The 19,884-nt window shown below is 55.6% G+C and carries 17 protein-coding genes; 7 read left to right on the forward strand and 10 right to left on the reverse strand.

Features of this window, described 5'->3' with window-relative positions; all coding sequences use genetic code 11:
- Positions 1-58: 58 nt before the first annotated feature.
- Positions 59-1,345: an MFS transporter gene (locus AC1UKS_RS11810; RefSeq protein ID WP_482433721.1), complete on the reverse strand. Its 1,287-nt coding sequence runs from the start codon at positions 1,343-1,345 to the stop codon at positions 59-61.
- Positions 1,342-2,772 (reverse strand): M20 family metallopeptidase, encoded by a 1,431-nt coding sequence (locus AC1UKS_RS11815; RefSeq protein WP_482433722.1) that lies wholly within the window; start codon positions 2,770-2,772, stop codon positions 1,342-1,344. The genes AC1UKS_RS11810 and AC1UKS_RS11815 overlap by 4 nt, the downstream gene beginning before the upstream one ends.
- 159 nt (positions 2,773-2,931) lie before the next feature.
- Here AC1UKS_RS11815 and AC1UKS_RS11820 point away from each other — a divergent pair, with 159 nt between their 5' ends.
- The 4 genes from AC1UKS_RS11820 (at position 2,932) to AC1UKS_RS11835 (ending at position 6,093) form a co-directional block, all read left to right on the forward strand.
- The gene (locus tag AC1UKS_RS11820) at positions 2,932-3,855 is read left to right on the forward strand and encodes a LysR family transcriptional regulator (protein WP_482433723.1); all 924 of its coding nucleotides are present in this window, start codon (positions 2,932-2,934) and stop codon (positions 3,853-3,855) included.
- 383 nt (positions 3,856-4,238) lie between these two features.
- On the forward strand, positions 4,239-4,568 hold the full coding sequence (locus AC1UKS_RS11825) for a hypothetical protein (RefSeq protein ID WP_482433725.1): 330 nt from the start codon (positions 4,239-4,241) through the stop codon (positions 4,566-4,568).
- A gap of 84 nt (positions 4,569-4,652) precedes the next feature.
- Positions 4,653-5,216 (forward strand): hypothetical protein, encoded by a 564-nt coding sequence (locus AC1UKS_RS11830; RefSeq protein WP_482433727.1) that lies wholly within the window; start codon positions 4,653-4,655, stop codon positions 5,214-5,216.
- Between the two features lie 43 nt (positions 5,217-5,259).
- Entirely contained in the window at positions 5,260-6,093 is an 834-nt protein-coding gene (locus AC1UKS_RS11835) for a helix-turn-helix transcriptional regulator (protein WP_482433728.1), read from the forward strand.
- A 31-nt stretch (positions 6,094-6,124) separates the two neighbouring features.
- On the opposite strand, the gene AC1UKS_RS11840 is transcribed toward AC1UKS_RS11835, so the two are convergent.
- Both AC1UKS_RS11840 and AC1UKS_RS11845 read right to left on the reverse strand, forming a co-directional pair.
- Positions 6,125-7,717, reverse strand: coding sequence for an ABC transporter substrate-binding protein (locus tag AC1UKS_RS11840; RefSeq protein WP_482433730.1), 1,593 nt, complete (start codon positions 7,715-7,717; stop codon positions 6,125-6,127).
- 282 nt (positions 7,718-7,999) lie between these two features.
- Complete coding sequence (locus AC1UKS_RS11845) at positions 8,000-8,428, reverse strand: OsmC family protein (RefSeq protein ID WP_482433732.1); 429 nt, start codon at positions 8,426-8,428, stop codon at positions 8,000-8,002.
- A 194-nt stretch (positions 8,429-8,622) separates the two neighbouring features.
- On the opposite strand from AC1UKS_RS11845, the gene pepT reads away from it, so the two are divergent.
- Positions 8,623-9,855: a peptidase T gene (pepT, locus tag AC1UKS_RS11850; protein WP_482433734.1), complete on the forward strand. Its 1,233-nt coding sequence runs from the start codon at positions 8,623-8,625 to the stop codon at positions 9,853-9,855.
- Between the two features lie 68 nt (positions 9,856-9,923).
- On the opposite strand, the gene AC1UKS_RS11855 is transcribed toward pepT, so the two are convergent.
- Positions 9,924-10,703: a transporter substrate-binding domain-containing protein gene (locus AC1UKS_RS11855; protein ID WP_265910369.1), complete on the reverse strand. Its 780-nt coding sequence runs from the start codon at positions 10,701-10,703 to the stop codon at positions 9,924-9,926.
- Positions 10,704-10,725: 22 nt separating this feature from the next.
- On the reverse strand, positions 10,726-11,895 hold the full coding sequence (locus tag AC1UKS_RS11860) for a methionine aminotransferase (RefSeq protein ID WP_482433735.1): 1,170 nt from the start codon (positions 11,893-11,895) through the stop codon (positions 10,726-10,728).
- Positions 11,896-12,013: 118 nt separating this feature from the next.
- Here AC1UKS_RS11860 and AC1UKS_RS11865 point away from each other — a divergent pair, with 118 nt between their 5' ends.
- Positions 12,014-12,862: a LysR substrate-binding domain-containing protein gene (locus tag AC1UKS_RS11865; protein WP_482433736.1), complete on the forward strand. Its 849-nt coding sequence runs from the start codon at positions 12,014-12,016 to the stop codon at positions 12,860-12,862.
- 18 nt (positions 12,863-12,880) lie between these two features.
- Here the strand turns inward: AC1UKS_RS11865 and AC1UKS_RS11870 are convergent, their stop codons facing one another.
- On the reverse strand, positions 12,881-14,548 hold the full coding sequence (locus tag AC1UKS_RS11870; RefSeq protein ID WP_482433738.1) for a methyl-accepting chemotaxis protein: 1,668 nt from the start codon (positions 14,546-14,548) through the stop codon (positions 12,881-12,883).
- A 218-nt stretch (positions 14,549-14,766) separates the two neighbouring features.
- Entirely contained in the window at positions 14,767-16,299 is a 1,533-nt protein-coding gene (locus tag AC1UKS_RS11875; RefSeq protein WP_482436957.1) for a carboxylesterase/lipase family protein, read from the reverse strand.
- A 190-nt stretch (positions 16,300-16,489) separates the two neighbouring features.
- Between AC1UKS_RS11875 and AC1UKS_RS11880 the strand changes: the two genes are divergently transcribed.
- Positions 16,490-16,924, forward strand: a complete 435-nt coding sequence (locus AC1UKS_RS11880; protein WP_105759087.1) for a DoxX family protein — start codon at positions 16,490-16,492, stop codon at positions 16,922-16,924.
- Between the two features lie 35 nt (positions 16,925-16,959).
- Here AC1UKS_RS11880 and hglS read toward each other — a convergent pair whose 3' ends face one another.
- Both hglS and AC1UKS_RS11890 read right to left on the reverse strand, forming a co-directional pair.
- Complete coding sequence (gene hglS / locus AC1UKS_RS11885) at positions 16,960-18,315, reverse strand: 2-oxoadipate dioxygenase/decarboxylase HglS (protein WP_265910363.1); 1,356 nt, start codon at positions 18,313-18,315, stop codon at positions 16,960-16,962.
- Positions 18,316-18,412: 97 nt separating this feature from the next.
- Positions 18,413-19,732: an MFS transporter gene (locus AC1UKS_RS11890; protein ID WP_482433740.1), complete on the reverse strand. Its 1,320-nt coding sequence runs from the start codon at positions 19,730-19,732 to the stop codon at positions 18,413-18,415.
- Positions 19,733-19,884 lie beyond the last annotated feature (152 nt).

Below are 19,884 nucleotides of genomic sequence, written 5' to 3' on the forward strand. Positions count from 1 at the left end.
CCTAAAAGTGCACCTCCAATTGTCCGTTGCCTGCGGACAATAGAGGTGCATTTCTTCATTATGCCGTTACGCGTTTTAGCGATTGGGTTTTATACAACGCCCATCCGCTGAGCAATGCCAGTGCCATTAGATAGTAGCTTGGCGCTAAACTTGTCCCGGTAGCGGTAATTAACAGGGTACAGATTAATGGCGCAAAGCCACCAAACACCGTAACGGCGATGTTGTAACTGATCGCCATCCCGCTGGCCCTGGTGGTCATCGGGAACAGATCGGCCATCATTGACGGCACCGTCGAGAAATAGACCGATTTCAGTAACGCCATCCATCCCACCAGCATCAGCAGCATGCCCGCCGTAGGACGGTTCACCACCAGCAGGAAGGCCGGGTAAATCGTCATGATCAGCAAGATAAGCGATCCCCACATCAGCGGTGTGCGCCCTATTTTCTCCGCCCAAAGCCCCATCAATGGCGTGACCACCGTCAGAATAACCCCGGCTAACAAAGTGGCGCTGAACGCCGCCGTACCCGAGAGGTGCAGGCTTTTAGTGGCATAGGTGGGGACATAATTCAGCATGTAATTAATGCCGGTCGAGATCACCATCAGTCCGATGGCCAACAGCATCAAATTCTTCTGCTGCCCGGCCAGCAATTTCAGCGGAGAATGGGTTTTCTCCTGCGCGACAAAGCTGGCGGGTTCATGCACATGCCGACGAATATAGAGGCCGACCGGGCCAATCAACAGTCCAAAAGCAAAAGGAATGCGCCATCCCCAGTCCTGGATTTGCGCTTCGCTTAGCCACTGGGTTAACCCCAGTCCGAACGCCGATGCCAACAGGGTGCTCGCGCCCTGGGTTGCGAACTGCCAGCTGGCGATAAATGCGCGGCGATGAGGAAAGTGCTCAACCAGGAAGGCGGTGGAACTGCCAAACTCGCCACCTGCAGAGAACCCCTGAATCAGTCGCGCCAGCAGGATCATGATTGGCGCGATCAGGCCGATGGTGCCGTAAGCCGGCATCAGCACAATGATCAGCCCGCCCACCATCATCAGGGTGATCGACATCATCAGTGCCTTTTTGCGTCCGACGCGGTCAGCATAAGCGCCCAGTACGATCGCACCCAATGGGCGGATCAGGAAGGACACGCCAAAGCTGCCAAAGGTCAGCAACAGGGAAACGGCGGGATCCTGAGTGGGGAAAAACGCATGGGCGATATAGCTGGCGAAAAAGCCGTATACCGCGATATCAAACCATTCGAGCGCATTGCCCACGCAGGTGGCAAACAGGGTTTTATACAGGTTCGGCGTGGTGCTCATCGTGTCAGACTGCGGGTGAACGACGCTGCTCATACCGTCTTCTCCTGCTGTTGCTGATACTGTTGATGGCTGGCCAGCAGATCTGCGCCCTTCTCGCCCAGCTCCCACAGCAGCTGGGTCATCATTTGCAGCCCTTCGCGGGCAATGGATTTCAGCATATGTTCATCAACGGCATGCTGACCGCAGGAGGGATAGGAATGCGGCACCCATAACGTCGGCAAGCCGAGGATCTTAGCGAAGACATCATTTGGCAGCGAGCCGCCGAGGTTGGGTAACAGCGCCGGTTTTTTCCCGCTAATCGAGGACATCGCCTGAAGCGCCCAGTCCACCAGCGGATCGCGTGGGTCAAGCCGGGTTGCAGGCGACCCTCGCAGTACCTCCACCTCAACCTGGCTGAAGCCATGACTGTCGAGATGCTGACGCAGATGCTGAGCGATATTTTCCCAGTCGGTGCCGACCACAAAACGCAGCTGGCACACCGCCGTGGCTTTGCCGGGAATGGCATTCATCGGTCTGTCTGGATTACCGGTCAGGAATGAGAGCACTTCGAAGGTATTCCAGCCGTATAAGCGTTCGGTTGGCGTCAACCCGGCTTCGCCCCAGTTAACCTCAATCTGCGGGCCATCTGAATTATCCAGCACATCAATATCACTGAGGATTTCCCGTACGGAAGCAGAGATAGCGGGCGGTTTGAGTGCTTCAACCTGAAGCTGACCATGTTGATTGACCACGCAGGCCAGCGCGTTAGCCAGTTGAGTTCCCGGATTGGTCAGTAAACCACCCCAGTTACCCGAATGATAATCGCGGTCGCGCGCATGGATACTGAGTCGGACGTTTACCGCGCCACGCGATCCGAGGAACAGCGTTGGGCGCTGCGCATTCAGCCGTGGACCATCAGAAGCAATAAAGATATCGGCTTTCAGCAGCTCTGGATTTTCGGCACAGATTTGCGCCAGGCCAGGTGAGCTGATCTCTTCACCCATTTCAAACAGGAACGTGCAGTTAAAGCCCAGCTTGCCGCCGCGCGCAGCGAAGATTTGCTCAAGCGCCGCGATATTTACCGTGTGCTGTCCTTTATTATCGGCACTGCCACGGCCGTACCAGCGGTCGCCCTCTTCGGTCAGCTGCCAGGGATCCAGCCCTTCGCGCCAGTTTTCATCATCGCCAAATACCACATCGCCATGTCCGTAACACAGCAGCGTAGGAAAGGCTGCATCTTCGATTCTGCTGGCCACTAAAAAAGGGCGTGCGTGTGCGCGGGGATTTTCAAGCTGAGTCAGCGTAAACCCAAGCGCCTGCATCGCCGGGGCAATCTCTTCATCAAGGTAGCGCTGCAGTTCTTCATCGCGATCGTTGCGCTGACTTTCAGTACGTAAGGCAACGCGTCGTGCCAGTACCTGTTTAAATTCGCCGCTATCAAAATACGCTGTGGCCTGCGCCACTGCCTGTTCACCCGTCATAAGTCCGCCCGTTGTGTTTGCATATTTGTTGTTATGTTCTGCATCCATCTAAGCTAAAATCGGGGTTTGCCACAATCATCAAAATATCAAACACGCGTTGCTTTTAAAGCAAGGCAAGATTGCACAGTTAAGCAGCATGCACCAGCAGAAGGCAAAGCAATGCACAGTTCTGAAATTCGCTATTTTCTGGCCGTCGCCAACTGCGGCTCATTGAGTGCCGCCAGCCAACAATTGTTTGTCGCGGTTTCGGCCATCAGTCGCCAGATTCAGAAGCTTGAAGCGGAAATCGGCGCCCCGCTGTTCGACAGACATGCGCGCGGCATGGTGCTTAACGACGCCGGTAAGATTTTTGAAAATCATGTGCGCCGGAGCCTGATGGATATGGAACACGCGATGGCGGAGATCAAAGGGCTGAAAGCGGTGAGAAGAACCGCACTGCGTATTGCCTGCACTGACGGCATGGCATTCAGCCTCCTGCCCGCGCTATGTTCGCAGTTTCGTCATCTGAATCCGTCGGTCAGTTTTAATCTGACCGTGGGCAGCGCGCTGGAAGTGGCGGAGATCCTGCGCCGGGGAGAGTGCGATGTCGCTTTCCAGTTCAGCCTGCAGCCGGAAAGAGGCGTCGATGTCGTGGCATCTTTCCCTGCGCCGGTATTGATCGTGATGCAACAGTCCCATCCGCTGGCGAAAAAGGCGTTTACCCTAAAGGATTTGCAGGCCTTCCCCGTAGCGTTACCCGATCAAGGCACCACCGTTCGCCAGCTGTTTGAACTCTCCTGCCAGATGAGCGGTACTTTTATCGAGCCGGCGATTACCTGCAATAATTTCAGTACGCTCTATTTTTTCCTGCAGCAAAACCCCCAGGCGATCACCATTTGCAGCCAGTTTTCCGTGCTGTATCAGGCCAAAGAGCACGGTCTGGCATTACGGTCTATCGGCATTGATCAGCTCACCCAGCGCACGCTTCAGGTCCAAACGGTCAACGGCCGCCAGCGATCCGCAGCGTTGAATCTGTTTCTCACCTTTGTCAGTGAGCAGTTGCAGCAGCAGAATGACTTTTTCCGTAGCGAGTATGGTTTCTGAGTGGGTTCGGGGCTTTAAGTTTAAAGGTATTAAGGTCAACACCTGTACGGTGGTTTGGCGTCGCTGGGTGGCCGGGTCGATTCACAGGTCAAAGCGGGTGTGATGGAATGCCGTTGACATTAAGGATCCAGGCTCGGGAAGCAGGTTTTGATTTGTGTGCCCCCATTGAAACAGGCAACAATCAAGCCTTAGGGAAGGGAGAGAAGGTTGATAAGCGAAGCATCGGCGACAGGGATGTCGCCGCTGAGCCCCCAGGGATGAGTGCACGGCGACTTTGCGTTCAACCTTCTCTCCCTGAACTTGCCACCAGAACATCCAGACGACTAATTACAGCAATATCCAAACAACTTACCCCTGTAAGTCATTTTTGAGGAAGTCATAACGTGGACAGCAAATTACTGGGCAGCTACCTGAAAGATCGGCGGGCGAAGCTGTGCGCATTGTTTAATTTCAGTACGGTTGAAAATTATCCCGGGAGTGGTAACATCTTCTTCATTGGTCAAAAACTGGCCCCGCGAGCTAAAAAGGAGATCGCTATGAGCATGCAAAACAGCAGGGTTAACTCACCTTCTCGCGCTGATGCCTTTCTTGCTTTAATGTTGGATGGCGCTAAAGTCATGATGAGTCCAGAGCTGCGCGCCGCAGAATTCACCAATGAGACATCCGGCCCGGTGAAACCGGCTGTGAATTCAAAGACCCTTCATACGGCCTGACTGACAGAATATTGATAATTAACCCGCCACGGCGGGTTTTTTTACGGTTTACGTTTACCCAGGGAAAGGAAACGAGGCATCTTTATGGATAAAGAGCACTGGAATGAGGTCGGAACGGCAGTCATCACCTTTATGCAGGCATTTTTAGATCGGGCCGGATTGCCGTTACGCGTTAGCAAAATATCGGATCCTGTCTGGCGAGTGTTACAAAAACGCTTTGCGACTGCTGAGCTTGACTGGGATTGGGCAATCCAGTTCACCAATAATCCCCGTCATTTCGATCTTGCGGTAGGAACGGACTTAGGTAATGCGGTTGATGGTGTGGCTGTCGGCCTCTATCACCTGAAGGAAAAACGATTAGAAATTCAGGCGGTCGAATCCTTCGTCAAGGACCAAGTTTGTCACCCTCTTCGTGGAAGGCTGGTTGAGTTAACGGTGATTGCAGCGACCTATTTCGTTCTTCTTATGGAAGGAAGAGAGGTTCATATCATTGATCCGCTTGATGATACTCTTATCGCTTATTACACGAGATTTGGCTTTCAGACGCATCGCTATTTCGATGAAACCTGTCTTATACGAATGATTGCCAGCATTGATATTCTGGAAAAACAGTTGCTGAGACGCATCACGAATCATTCTGCGAATTGATGGCGCGGCTGAAGCCTTAGGCCAATTTTGAGGAAGCCATAACGTGGACAGCAAATTACTGGGCAGCTACCTGAAAGATCGGCGGGCGAAGCTGAATCCGGCGGATTTTGGTATTTCCCCTATCCGCCGCCGCACGCCGGGGTTGCGGCGTGAGGAAGTGGCCAACCGCGCCAACGTCAGCGCCACCTGGTATACCTGGCTGGAACAAGGCCGCGGCGGCTCGCCTTCGGCTGAAGTGCTCAACCGGATTGCTGAAGCGTTAGGGCTGACGCCTGTCGAGCGCGAACACCTGTTTTTCCTGGCGCAGCAGCGCGCGCCGCAGGTGCATTATCAGGCCTGGGAGCCGATATCGCCGCAGCTACAGCGGGTGCTGGATTCGCTGGAATACAGCCCGGCGATGGTGAAAACCCCGACCTGGGACATCATTGCCTGGAACGAAGCCGCGCGTGCGGTACTCAAGGACTACAGCAAAATGGCGCCCGAACAGCGGAACATCCTGCGGATCCTGTTTGGCGATCCCCGCGTCAAAGAGCATATGGTGAACTGGCTGCAGGATGCCACATTTGCCGTCGCGGCTTTCCGCTCGGAAGTGATGCGCGCCGGTGCCATGGATTCTGTGCAGCCGTTAATTGATGAGCTTTGCCAGAGCAGCAGCGAATTCAACACCATCTGGCAAAATTATGATGTTCAGCAGTACGGCGAGGGCATCAAACATACGCGCCTGCCGCTAGTGGGCGAGTGCAATTTCGCATATTCTTCGTTTGCCGTTGATGGCCGCGCCGATCTGGGCCTGGTGATTTATACCCCTTCCCGGCCGATTGACCGGGAAAAAACCGCCACGCTGATCGCTCACTGGCGTCAACAGCAAAGGGGATAAACGGCGGCCCCCATAACGAGGGCCACCGGCGTTACTTCATATCAACCTGATAAAAGATATGTTTGCCAAACGGATCGATCTCATAGCCGGTCACCTCTTTGCGTACCGGTTCAAAGATGGTCGAATGGGCAATCATCACCGCAGGGGCCTGATCGTGCATGATTTGCTGCGCCTGGCGGTACAGCTGGATGCGTTTATTATGATCCTGCTCGCTACGGGCTTCGGTGATCAGCGTGTCGAACGGCTTGTAACACCATTTCGAGGAGTTCGACCCGCCGTTGGCCGAGGTGCAGCTGAACAACGGACCGAAGAAGTTATCCGGATCGCCGGTTGCGGTGGTCCAGCCCATCAGCGCGGCCTGATGATCGCCATCCTTCACCCGCTTCAGGTATTCACCCCATTCAAAGCTGACGATTTTGGCATTGACGCCCACTTTCGCCCAGTCGGCCTGGATCATCTCCGCCATGCGGCGCGCGTTCGGGTTATACGGACGCTGAACCGGCATCGCCCACAGCTCGATAGTGGTGCCCGGCTTGATGCCGGCTTCTTTTAACAGGGTTTTGGCTTTCTCAGGATCGTAGTCGTAATCCTTCAGATCCTGATCGGCACTCCACACGCCCGGCGGCAACAGATTTTTCGCTGCGGTGCCGGTTCCCTGGAAGACCGCCTGAATAATCGCCGGCTTATTGATGGCCATGGTCAGCGCCTGACGGACCTTAACGTTATCCATCGGCGGCTTTTGCGTGTTGAATGCGAGGAAACCGGTGTTCAGGCCCGCCTTCTGCATCAGCACCAAATCTTTATTCTCTTTCATGCGCGGCAAATCGGCGGGGTTCGGGAACGGCATCACCTGACACTCGTTCTTCTCCAGCTTGGCTAAACGCACCGATGCATCTGGCGTGATAGCGAACACCAGACGATCCAGTTTGGCTTTACCCTGCCAGTATTCCGGGAAGGATTTGAACAGGATGCGCGAATCTTTCTGATACTGCACCAGCTCAAAAGGTCCGGTCCCGATCGGCACCTGATCGACCTTCTCTGGCGTGCCCGCTTTTAACATCGCGTCGGCATATTCAGCCGAGAGAATCGAGGCAAAGTACCAGCCCAGATCGGCGAGGAACGGCGCTTCTGCATGTGCCAGCGTAAAGCGCACGGTGCTGTCGTCAACTTTCTCGATATTCTGGATCAGCGAGCCAAACTCCAGGCTTTCAAAGTTGGCGTAGGTGCCGTTAGAGACATTGTGGTACGGATTTTTGGGATCTTTCTGCCGCATAAACGAGAAAATCACGTCATCGGCGTTGAAGTCGCGGGTCGGTTTGAAGGCTTTATTGCTCTGGAACTTCACCCCTTTCCGCAGATGGAAGGTGTAGGTTTTGCCATCGGGGCTGATATCCCAGCGCTCTGCCAGACTCGGGATCAGTTCTGTGGTGCCCACTTTAAAATCCACCAGCCGGTTATAAACGGGTACGGCGCTGGCATCAACGCTGGTCCCTGAGGTGTATAACTGCGGGTTAAAGTTTTCCGGCGATCCTTCCGAACAGAACACCAGCGTTTTCGCCGCGGCCCCCGAAGCCACAACCAACGCTAACGCGGCAACTGCCGTCCTTAATACTGATTTTCTCATCTCCATCCTCACTTTAAAGTGCTTTTATTGTCTGTCCTGAACAGCTAACAATCTAATCGCTATCGCCAGAGGGAGCCAGTAAAAAGACGCATTTTTGACCATAAGATTGGGTTATATTTCAAATGATTGAAAATTATGCGCGCGCGGAGTCGGCAAAATATCCGCCTGAAAAGAGAGTGGCGTCTGAAGAGATTTCAAAGAGAAGTGAGGGTTAGACGGGGGTTAAAATGACTGTTCCCCACCGGACGGCAGGGAACACAGAGCGTTAAGAAGACTGAATGATCAGTTCAACTTGTACTCAAGGGTAATCTCAGCGTTTAACACCTGAGAGACCGGACAACCGGCTTTCGCCTGGTTGATAATTTCATCGAATTTGCTGCTATCAATGCCCGGCAGTTTGACCTGGCTTTGCAGGGCAATTTTAGTGATTTTAAAACCATCACCCGACTTATCCAGTGACACATCGGCCACGGTATCGATGCTTTCAGGGGTGAAGCCTGCATTGCCTAACATCAGCGACAGCGCCATTGAGAAACAAGCCGAATGGGCCGCGCCAATCAGTTCTTCCGGGTTGGTGCCTGGTTTGCCTTCAAAACGGGTATTAAAGCCATATGGCTGCTCTTTCAGCGCGCCGCTTTCGGTGCTGATCGTGCCTTTACCCTGCTTAATATTGCCTTCCCAGTGCGCCTGCCCTTTCTTATGAATGGTCATGACTGTCCTCCTGTTTGTTTATCATGAACATTCAGTATAGTGGCTTCTTAGCGCTTCGCCGGAAGAAGCCTTTCAACTGGCTATTTACTGACCAACCCGTCCCGTCATTTCTCCGCACCGGCTTTGACCTGAGCCTGACTCTCTGATAGTTATAACAAATCCGCATTACCCCTACACAGACACAGGAAGACAGGATGAATCAGCAACTGGCCAGCCAGCTCAGCACCCGTTTTTACCGTTACCTTGCCGTCACCAGCCAGAGTGATGCCTCGGCTAAGGTTCTGCCCAGCACGCCTGAACAACACAATATGGCGAAAATGCTGGCCGAAGAACTGCGTGAGCTGGGATTGCAGGATGTGGTGATTGATGAATTCGCCACGGTCACCGCCGTTAAACCGGGTAACCGCCCTGCTGCGCCCCGCATCGGCTTTATCACCCATATTGATACCGTCGACGTTGGCCTGTCTCCGCATATCCATCCGCAGACGTTGCGCTTTGAAGGGCAAGACCTGTGTCTGAATCAGCAGGAAGATATCTGGTTACGCACTGCGGAACACCCGGAAATCAATGCCTATCATGGCCAGGACGTGATCTTCAGTGACGGCACCAGCGTGCTGGGTGCGGATAATAAAGCGGCGGTCACCGTGGTGATGACGCTGATGGAGAATCTGACTCACAACACGCCGCACTGCGATATCGTGGTGGCATTTGTGCCTGATGAAGAGATCGGCCTGCGTGGCGCGAAAGCCCTCGATCTGAAGTCGCGCTTCGATGTCGATTTTGCTTACACCATCGACTGCTGTGAGCTGGGTGAAGTGGTATATGAAAACTTTAACGCGGCGGCGGCTGACATCCGGCTGACCGGCGTGACCGCGCACCCAATGTCCGGCAAAGGCGTGCTGGTCAATCCGCTGCTGATGGCGATGGATTTTGTCGGTGAGTTCGACCGTTTCGAAACCCCTGAACATACCGAAGGCCGCGAAGGCTATGTCTGGTTTAACGATATGACCGCCAACGCCAACGAGGCGCGGCTGAAGGCCTCAATTCGTGACTTTGACCTGGCCTCCTTTGAGCAGCGCAAACAAAAAATTGCCGATGTGGCCGAGAAAATCCGCCAGCAGTACCCGACCGGTAGCGTTGAATTTACCATTACCGATACCTACAGCAATATCAGCAATGCGATTGGAGAAGATCGTCGCGCCATTGATTTGATCTTCGCCGCCCTGGAAGCACTGGACATCACCCCGAAGGTTACGCCAATGCGCGGCGGCACTGATGGCGCGGCGCTTTCTGCCAAAGGGCTGCTGACGCCAAACTTCTTTACCGGTGCGCATAACTTTCATTCGAAGTTTGAGTTCCTGCCGGTGCCCTCGTTTGTGAAGTCCTACCTGGTGGCAGAGCAGCTCTGCCTGCTGGCGGCGAAATAAACCAAAAAAGGGGCGAATTTCTTCGCCCCTTCTCACTCTGCAGCTCAGCGTGACTTCACGCCCGCGCGTTATTCTTTAACCGCAACATCAATGCCTGGGAAGAACTTCGCCGCAAGTTTGGTCACGGTGCCGTCAGCCTGAACTTTGGTGATGGCCGCATCCAGCTCCTGCTTACGTTTAGCATCGTCTTTACGCAGACCAAAACCGATACCCACGCCGAGGATCTGCGTGTCTTCTACCGCGCCACCCGCAAAGGCAAAGCCTTTACCCTGCGGTTTTTCCAGGAAGCCAGACTGACCCGCTGCGGACATCACCAGCGTGCCATCAAGACGGCCAGCAACCATGTCGTTGTAAACCTGATTCTGATCCTGATAAGAGGTGACCGTCACGCCCTGCGGTTCCCAATGCTTCTTGGCGAAGGTTTCCTGCACTGAACCCTGTAACACGCCGATGTTTTTGCCTTTTAAAGATTCAACGGTCGGTTGCAGGCCTGAGCCGCTTTTGCCGATCAGCTGGCTTGGAATACGGTAAATCGGTTTGGTGAAGCCAATGCTTTTCATGCGCGCTTCGGTGATGTTCATCGCCGAGTTAATGGCATCAAATTTCTTCGCCGCCAGTGCCGGGATCAGTGCATCAAAGCTGCTTTCTACCCAGCTACATTTAAAATTGCCTGCCTGGCAAATCGCTTTTCCCAGCTCAATATCAAACCCTTCCAGCTCACCGGAGGCGTTGCGGCTTTCGAATGGCGGATACTGCGATTCCAGACCGTAACGCAGCGTTTCCTGCGCCAGTGCAGACATGGAAGACAGCAGGCCTACAGCCACAAACAGTGCATTCAGTTTCTTCATCAACTTCCCCTCAGGAGGTTTATTAGCGAGGCTTCACCTGGCACAGCGCCCGAGCGCCCGCCTTCAGTGTGGCTTCGTCTTTTGCGAAAGAGAGACGGATCAATTTATTGTCAGTACCATCCGTGTAGAACGCCGAAAGTGGGATAGTTGCTACACCGTGATCAACAATCAAACGTTTTACCATTTCGCTGTCAGATTCGTCACTGAAATCTGCATAGCTGGCCAACATAAAGAACGAACCGGCTGACGGCAGCAGCGTAAACGGCGACGCTTGCATCAGTTCCGCCAGCATGTCGCGCTTACGCTGATAAAATTCGCCCAGTCCGAGATAGTTAGCCGGTTCGCGCAGGTAATCCGCAAAGGCAACCTGCATCGGGGTGTCGGCGGAATACATCATAAACTGGTGAACCTTGACCATCTCTTCCATCAGCTCGGCCGGGGCCAGACAATAGCCAACACGCCAGCCGGTGACGTGGAAGGTTTTGCCAAACGATGAAACGATCACGCTGCGTTGAGCCAGCTCCGGATGTGTTGCCATGCCCTGATGTTGACGACCATCAAACAGGATATGTTCATAGACTTCATCGGACAGCACCACGATATTGGTGTTGCGGGTGATGGCCGCCAGCTGATCAAGATCGGCCCGCGACAGCACCTGAGCACTCGGGTTGTGCGGGGTATTGATGATAATCATCCGCGTGCGCGGCGTAATTGAGGCGCGCACTTCATCCCAGTTGATGGCGAAATCCGGCACCTGCAGCTTGAGTCCGACCGGCACGCCGCCCTGCAAGCGAACCACCGGCGCATAGCTGTCAAACGCCGGTTCGAAGAAGATCACTTCGTCGCCGCTGTGAACCAGCCCGCCAATGGCCGCATAAATCCCCTGGCTGGCGCTGCCGGTGATCAGCACTTCGCTGGCCGCGTCATACTGCTGGCCATACAGCGTCTGCACCTTGCTGGCTAACACCTCTTTCAGCGCTCCCAGCCCGGTCATCGGCGCATATTGATTATGCCCCTGCTCCATAGCTTGGGTGACGCCGTTGATCAAGGCCTCGTCGCACGGGAAGTTGGGTGCGCCCTGGGACAGGTTAATGGCGTTGTGCTGCGCAGAAAGTTGGCCGATCACGGCGAAAATGGTGGTGCCAACATCGGGTAATTTTGAACGCTGTTGTACAGAGGATTTGATGGTCATGCTGTCTCCGTTGGAGGTGGAATGCGCAATGTCTCTATTCAACGTGAGCACACTTGAGCCGACAAGCGAATTGTTGTCATAATAGCTATGACTTTTAAACATAGCTCAGAGGCAAACGATGTCACGGCGCACGCTCCCGCTCAATGCAATTCATGCCTTCATTGTTACCGCCAGGCACCTGAATCTGACCCGCGCTGCCGGAGAACTGTGCATCACCCAGGGCGCCGTTAGCCGCAAAATTGCTTCGCTTGAGAACTGGCTGGGGTTTGCCCTGTTTGATCGCCACGCCCGTGGCCTGACCCTTACCCCCCAGGGCGCCAGCCTGCTTCCCGCAATGAAAACCCACTTCGAACAGATGATGCAGGCGGCCGAACAGGCCAGCAAAACCCATGGCGTGATCCGACTGAAGGCACCGACCTGTGCCATGCGCTGGCTGGTGCCTAAACTGGTGGCGCTGGAGCAGGCGCAACCCGATCTTCACGTCTCGCTGACCAGCACCGTCGACCACAGCACCCAGTTGGATAATCATGATGTGGCGATCCTGTACGGCAGCCAGCCGGCCGGCAGTTGCCGGTTGTTTGATGAGGAGCTGACGCCGGTTATCGCCGCCAGCCTGCAGCCTGAAAAACCAATGGTAGTCAGCGATCTCTCAGGGTTAACCTTTTTGCATCCCACGGCCGACGGGCGCGACTGGCAGCTGTGGTTAAGCCAGCAGCCGTCAGCAGTGTTGCTAAAGCGCAACCAGCATTTCGATACCATGGATTTGGCGATCAGCGCGGCGATTCAGGGATTTGGCGTGACGGTGGCCGATGTGACTCTGATCGCAGCGGATCTGACGATGAAGAGGCTGATCGCCCCGTTCAGTGAGACGGTGAAAACGGGCGCGGTCTACAGTCTGATCCAACGCCCACCGGAAGAAGCGCCACCGCAGCTGGCTGCATTGGTGGCGTGGTTATGCCAGCGGTGATGTCCGCGGGCTAAACCCTTAGAACGATACCCACTCATCTGCCGAAGCAGCCGCCGGTTTTGCCGTCAGCGCGCGCGTCATACCGCCGGCGGGCTTAACATAGGCAGCCGGTGCGGGCGCTGCTGCAGACACTGGCGACAGGCGGAATTTCGATACAGACAGGGTCAGCTCTTCCGTCTGGCGTTCCAGCTGGCTGGCCGCCGCCGACACCTGCTCCACCAGCGAGGCGTTCTGCTGGGTCACGCTGTCCATTTCGGTGATTGCCGTACCGACCTGCGAAATCCCTTTGCTCTGTTCTTCAGAAGCCGAGGCAATCTGCTTCATGATTTCGGTCACTTCCACCACGCCGCTGAGGATCGCGTCCATGGTGCTGCCGGCTTCACCGACCAACAGCGATCCTTTTTCCACGCGGGAAACCGAATCAGCAATCAGCATTTCAATCTCTTTCGCTGCACCGGCGCTGCGCTGCGCCAGGTTACGCACTTCGCTGGCGACGACCGCAAAGCCACGGCCCTGCTCACCGGCCCGCGCGGCTTCAACTGCCGCGTTCAGCGCAAGAATATTGGTCTGGAAGGCGATGCTGTTGATCACGCTGGTGATCTCGGCAATTTTCTTCGAACTGCCCGCGATGCCCTGCATGGTGGTGACCACATCATTCACCAGTTTGCCGCCTTTGCTGGCGGTGACCGAGGCATTCTGCGCCAGGTCGCTGGCTTGACGGGCGTTGTCGGCGTTAAATTTCACCGTGGCCGTCAGCTGTTCCATACTCGCCGCCGTTTGTTCCAGCGCCGCAGCCTGCTCTTCAGTGCGTGAAGAGAGATCGTTATTGCCGGAAGAGATTTCAGCCGCGCCGCGATAGATATTGTCCGTACCGCTGCGGATGGCGCTCACCGCTTCACGCAGGCTATCCTGCATGGCACGCAGCAGAGGCACCAGTTTTCCGACGCAGTTACGACCGATATCTTCCAGCGGATGGCTCAGATCGCCATCGGCAATCAGGCGGAAATGTTCACGCATACCGTCGAGCGGACGCACCAGCATTTTGACCAGGAAGCGGTCAGTAAACAGCAAGATAATCAGGCCGACGATCACCGATAGCACAATGACAATTTTGGTGACATCGGTCAGGTGGTCAACGGTAACGCGGGTGGTATCCAGCTTCTGACCCGCCGCCAGATTAAATTTGTCTACGGTGGCACCGAACTCGCGGCTCAGGGCAGGCGTGACGCCGGTCGCCTGGCGACGAAACGCATCCATATTGCCCTGCTGCGCCAGCTGCATCTGTGGCAGCACGCCGTTATCCAGCAGCTTTTGCCAGCTGCCGATCACCGCAGCGGAATAGCTGGCATCCATCGGGCCCGGTGACTGGGCTTTAAAATCGGCCAGCAACGCAGACATGTTATCGAGCGCCTTTTGCACCGACGCCATATCCGCCGCAGCAGAGGCGCTGCCAGACTGGCGGGACTCCACGGCGCGCGTCAGGCGGGTGATAAAGCGGAAATACTGATCGTTGCCTTTGCTCAGGGTGGCCATCTGATTGACCAGTTCACGATCGACCTCATTACCGTGGCCCAGCGCATTGAGGGAATAGACGCTGTACATGCCGACGGCTGACCACATCAGGCAGAACAGCCCGAGGATCCAGAGCATCACGCTGCGGATGGTAAAGTTTTTTAACATGTTCATAACTACTCCGTAACGGTATTAGTGCGGGTTACATCGCCTGAAGATCGGGCGCTTATCCGCTGTTATCGGCACGGAGTGAGAAAAACTGAGGGGATATCCGCTGGCGATTCAAAAACTTAGACTGACCACCATTTCAGTTAAGTCCTTGCTGCCAAAGTCATTTAAGGCATAAATCGCCTGAGCATTCGATTTAGCGGGGAAATAATTATGTTACGCAACTAGTCGTTTAGCCGCACCATCCCTTTCATCAACAGACGGAACAACTGAGTCCGTCGGCGCATAAAGCGCTTTTCCAGCTTCAGCACCGCCTGCCCCTTGACGCCAAAGCGCATCACCTTGTCTTCCCACGGGCGCCAGGCAGGCCAGTTGATCTCGCCCTCGATTTGATGCGAGAAGGCGCTGGCATCTCGGGCAAAACTCAGCCAGTAGTCGCTGACCTTTTTGGCGAATGCCCGATCGTTGTCGGTAAACGGTCGATCGCCTGGCTCGTCACCGAAGGCATCCAGCGTATCCAGCGTGTAGGGGATTTCGTTACCATGCCAGGTGCCGTTCACATACAGATCGCGCGCGTTTTCAGAGACGTAATCGAAATAGTAACGCCACGCCGGCATGCCGTTGCGGTGCTGCGCCAGCGCCGCAATATAGCCCATGGTGGTAAAGGTCATATCGCGGGCCACCTGTCGGCCCAGCTCACTGTCGTCATACACGCCATCGTACATCATGCGGATCATTTTCAGCCGCAGCCCGATTCGCTGCGTCTGGCGTACTCCGGCAATCACTTTTGCCGGGTCAACGCCAAAGTAGCTAAGTACGCTGGCTTCATCACTGTTACTGCCGATCATCAGCGGCAGTTTTAGCTGTTTCGCGGCGGTAAAGACGCTGAGCATCGGTTCCGGTAACACGCAGTCGCCGGCGATGGCCACCGGCCCGTTAGCCAGCGAGCTGTCCAGTTGCCAGAAAGCGTCAGCAGGCAATTCCCTCAGCTGTTCGGCCGATGCCTGTTCCAGCCCGAAATGGCTGGCCAGCCTGACACCGGTGTTAAGGGCTTTTTGCCGGGGAACATCCGGCAGCGTATAGGCGCTTTGGGCAATGCCTTTGTGGAAAAGCCCGGCGGCCAACGGCGAAGCAAACAGGGACAGGACGCTTCGCGCCCCGGAGGATTCGCCAAAAAGGGTGACGTTGCTGCTGTCACCACCAAAGCTGGCGATATTGCGCTGTACCCATTGCAGCGCGGCAATCTGATCGAGCAAGGCAAAGTTATTTACCACCTCACCCGCCGGATACTCTTTGTCTAACGCCGGATGGGCAAAAAAGCCCATATGGCCCAGTCGGTAGTTGATGGTGACGATCACCACCCCCCGCGAAGCCAATGGCAATCCGTTATAAGGCGCCAGACCGCCCGCGCCCATGACATAACCGCCGCCATGGATCCACACCATCACCGGCAGTGGACGAGCCGGTTCCAGATCGGGAGTCCAGACATTGAGATACAGACAGTCTTCGCTAAAGTTACCCGGATCGCCTCCGCCTACCGCCAGACAATATTCCCGGTTCTGCCAGCTGGCATTTCCCCAGGCGGTGGCATCTCGCTCACCTTGCCACGGTTTAACGGGTTTAGGCGGCTGCCAGCGTAACGCACCCACGGGGGGTGACGCATAGGGAACGCCCCTGAAGACAAAAATGCCCTCCTCGAGACTTCCGCGAAGCCGTCCTTCCGCGGTACTGGTCCTTAACAAACGATCGTGTCTCATCATCTCATCCTGAAATAGCCTGCTAATCATTATTTGCAGCCGTGAGACGAAAGTCCAATCTTTGCGGCCATTTGCAGATTATGCTGATAGGGCAGCAAAAGGATTGAAAGAGAGATTCAGAGGATTTGAGTTTCATCGCAGGCCATTTTTGATTATGTTTTCCCCTCCCCTTATCTGAAAGGATTTGACCATGTTTTCGGCCCTGAATAATGGATTTTCCCGCCTGACCGATCGTCCTGATTTCGGCAAGCTGGTGCTGCGCCTGACCTTTGGCATTTTGCTGCTGTTTCATGGCGAATTTAAGGTAATCCATGGCGTCGGCTGGATTGCCAATATGTTGAAACCGCATGGCATACCCGGCTTCGTGGCGTATGGCGCGTATATTGGGGAAATTGTTGCCCCGATTATGATTATTATCGGTCTGATGACCCGTCCGGCCGCATTTGTGATTGCGGTGAATCTGGTGGTGGCCACGCTGCTGGTCAAAACCGGCGCAATTTGGGACCGTACCAACGTAGGGGCCTGGGCGCTGGAAGGCGAAGCGCTTTACCTGTTTGGTGCGCTGGCGATTATGTTCCTCGGCGCGGGTAAATATGCGCTAATAAAAAATCCACGTTTACAGTAAAAAAAACCGGGGCATACGCTCATGCCCCCGATTTTTTAGCTCATCTGCGTCACACCACATCTCGCCAGACTGGCTTTTTGCCGCTGGGCATAGAGTGCAATTTCATCCTGCACCGCCGCGCCTAAGGCTTTTTCAAACTCCGCTTTGCTGCTGTGGCCCTGACTGCGTGCTTTAGTTTCGCTGCCTAAATTGGACTGGAAAATCCCGGCGGCACTGACCGGCAGGAAATCCTCATAAATCATTGGCGTGGCGCTAATCAGACCCGCGTCCAGTAAGGTCTCTATATTTTGCTGCGCGGCAATCTGCTCAGGATGGGCGCGGCCCTTTTCGCTCAGGCGGAAGGTAAACCAGGCTAACTGTTGCACGCGTAAGGTTCTGGCATCATCCGGGAAGGCCTGGAAAATGTCGCCCAACTTCTGCTGGTGTACGCGGTTGTCAGTGCCCGTTTCACTCTCCTGCAGCAGGCGATCGTACAGCTCGCGGCCTTTGGCAGTGAGCGCAATGCCACGCTGTTCGATCTCGCCAAACCTGGCGGTGTGCGTGCCCTGCTGCGCGTCGCGAAAACGCACCGCCTCATCCAGCGCTTTAAAGCTGGTCTGCCGCAGCAGGATCGGCACCTCACGACGCGGCGGCCCTTCGATGATCGCTTTCGGCGTGATGCCCGCGTCTGGCATCAGCGCCTGCACGCGATCGATGTCCAGCGTGCGCGGCGTCAGGTGGTTGATATGGCAGCCGGGGAAACAGACCACATCGGCAATCAGCCGATGCTGGTCGAGCAAGGCCTGATAGGTACGCCGATCGACGGTGGTTTGCTGATGCCAGCGGAAAGTTTCCAGCACTTCCGGAATAAACTCTTCCGCCTGCTGCGCGGTCAATCCGCCCTGCTGCTGATGCAGGCTGACCAGTTCACGGCAGCGCGGCGTGAAGATATCGCGCGCGGCCAGAATTTCTGCCGCCTGCTGCTGCAGGGAAGGATCGTCGATCAGCTCTAAGCGGAGTAGCGAGGTAAACAGACGGAAAGGATTGGCGTTCAGCGCGTCATCGTCCAGCGGACGAAACGCCGTGGAGTGAACCGGCACCCCGGCCTGAGAAAGGTCATAATAGCCGACCGGATACATGCCCATAATGGCAAACACCTGCCGCAACATAGCCAGTTCAGCCGCGGTGCCCACCCGGATAGCACCGTGGCGTTCAACGCTTAACCGCGACAGCTCATTGTCCCGCTCAAGCTGCTGTTTCAGGGCCGGATTCTGCGCCAGCACCTCGGCATTAACCTGTGAGACCAGTTTCAGCAGCGTGCCATATTGCGGCACCTCCTGCTGATACATCGCCGACATCGCACTGGCAAACCCGGCGCGAAGGCTATCGGCAGACACCCATCTACTTTCCATTTTCTGACCCTTATTGCAGTGATGCAGTCAGATTACTGGAAAGCGCAGGAGCCGGAAAAAATTATTGGTAATTTGTGATCGGCTCCGGGATTGCGGATTAGCGACGGTAGCCGTAACGGTATTTGGCCAGCAGCAGTAATGAGGTCAGCACCGCCGGGATCGCCAGGCTGCTAAACACCTCGGTGATGTTCCAGCCCATCGACAGCATTTGCGCACCGGCAAACGCGCTGAGGATCGCGCCAATCCGCCCGACGCCATGCATCCAGCTGGAGCCGGTGGCGCGGGCGTGAGTCGGATAATAGCTGGCAGACAGCGCGTTCATTCCGGTATTGGCGCCGTTCAGGCAAAAACCACTGCAGAAGGCCACCAGGCTGAGCACCAGCGTGTGGGCTGGCGCAAAGCCAATCGCCACCGTGGCGATGGCACCGGTAAAATAGATCGCTGCCAGCGCCAGGTTGGCATTAAAGCGGTCCATCATCCAGCCCGCAAACAGCGAACCCACCGTGCCGCCCGCCTGATACATCGCGGTGACCAGCGCCGCTTGCGTGACCGTCATGCCCATGTTTTTCACCAGCGAAGGCAACCAACTGCCGATCAGATACACCAGGAACAGCCCCATAAAATAGGCGCCCCACAGCAGCGTGCTGCCCAGCAGGTAGGGACGGCTTAACACCAGCCGCGCCGCGCCGTGGCACTGCGGTTTTTCCGGCATGGCGAACTGACGCCCATTCAGCGCCTGGTCCGGTGCCATTTTCGCGACAATCTGACGGATGCGCTCAGCGGGCGCCTGTCTGGCGATCAGAAACCGCACCGATTCCGGCAATCCCTTCAGCAGGATGGGCACCATCAGTAACGGTAAAATTCCGCCCACCACCAGCACCGCATGCCAGCCGAAGGTGGGGATCAACCACGACGCGGCAAATCCGCCGCCCGCCGCACCAAAGGTGAAGCCGCAGAACACCACGGTGATAATGAAGGCGCGTTTACGTTCAGGAGAGTATTCCGCCACCAGCGTGCCGACATTGGGCATTGCCGCGCCCATCCCCAGTCCGGTGAGGAAGCGGAACAGCATCATTTGATCGACGTTGTGCGACAGCGCGGTCATCAGCGTCCATATGCCGAAGAAAAACACGCTGCTGATGATCACCACCCGACGGCCAAAGCGGTCGGCCAGCGGTCCTGCCAGCATCGCCCCCAGCGCCAGGCCAATCAGTGCGGCACTGATCACCGCACCAAGCTGATGAGTGCTGACGCCCCAGTCACTTTTCAGCGCCGGTGCAATGAATCCCATCAGTGCAATGTCCATGCCGTCCATTGCCACCACGGCGAAGCACAGGGCAATAATCCTTTGCTGGTAACGGCTGATGCTGCCTTGATTAATTAAGGCACGCACATCAATCGCAGCGGTACTCTCCACGTTAGCGCTCCATGGGCCAGCAGCAGTCAGGGGCTGGCGACGTTTCCTGAAAAACAGAGTCGGCTATGATAACGGATTGTCTGCCTGTTGACCTGTCTTATTAAGGAACAACCCTTATGACAGCGGTTATTAAAGGTCGTTTTGATAATGCG

The organism is Erwinia sp. AK-PDG3-5 (assembly GCF_056821705.1).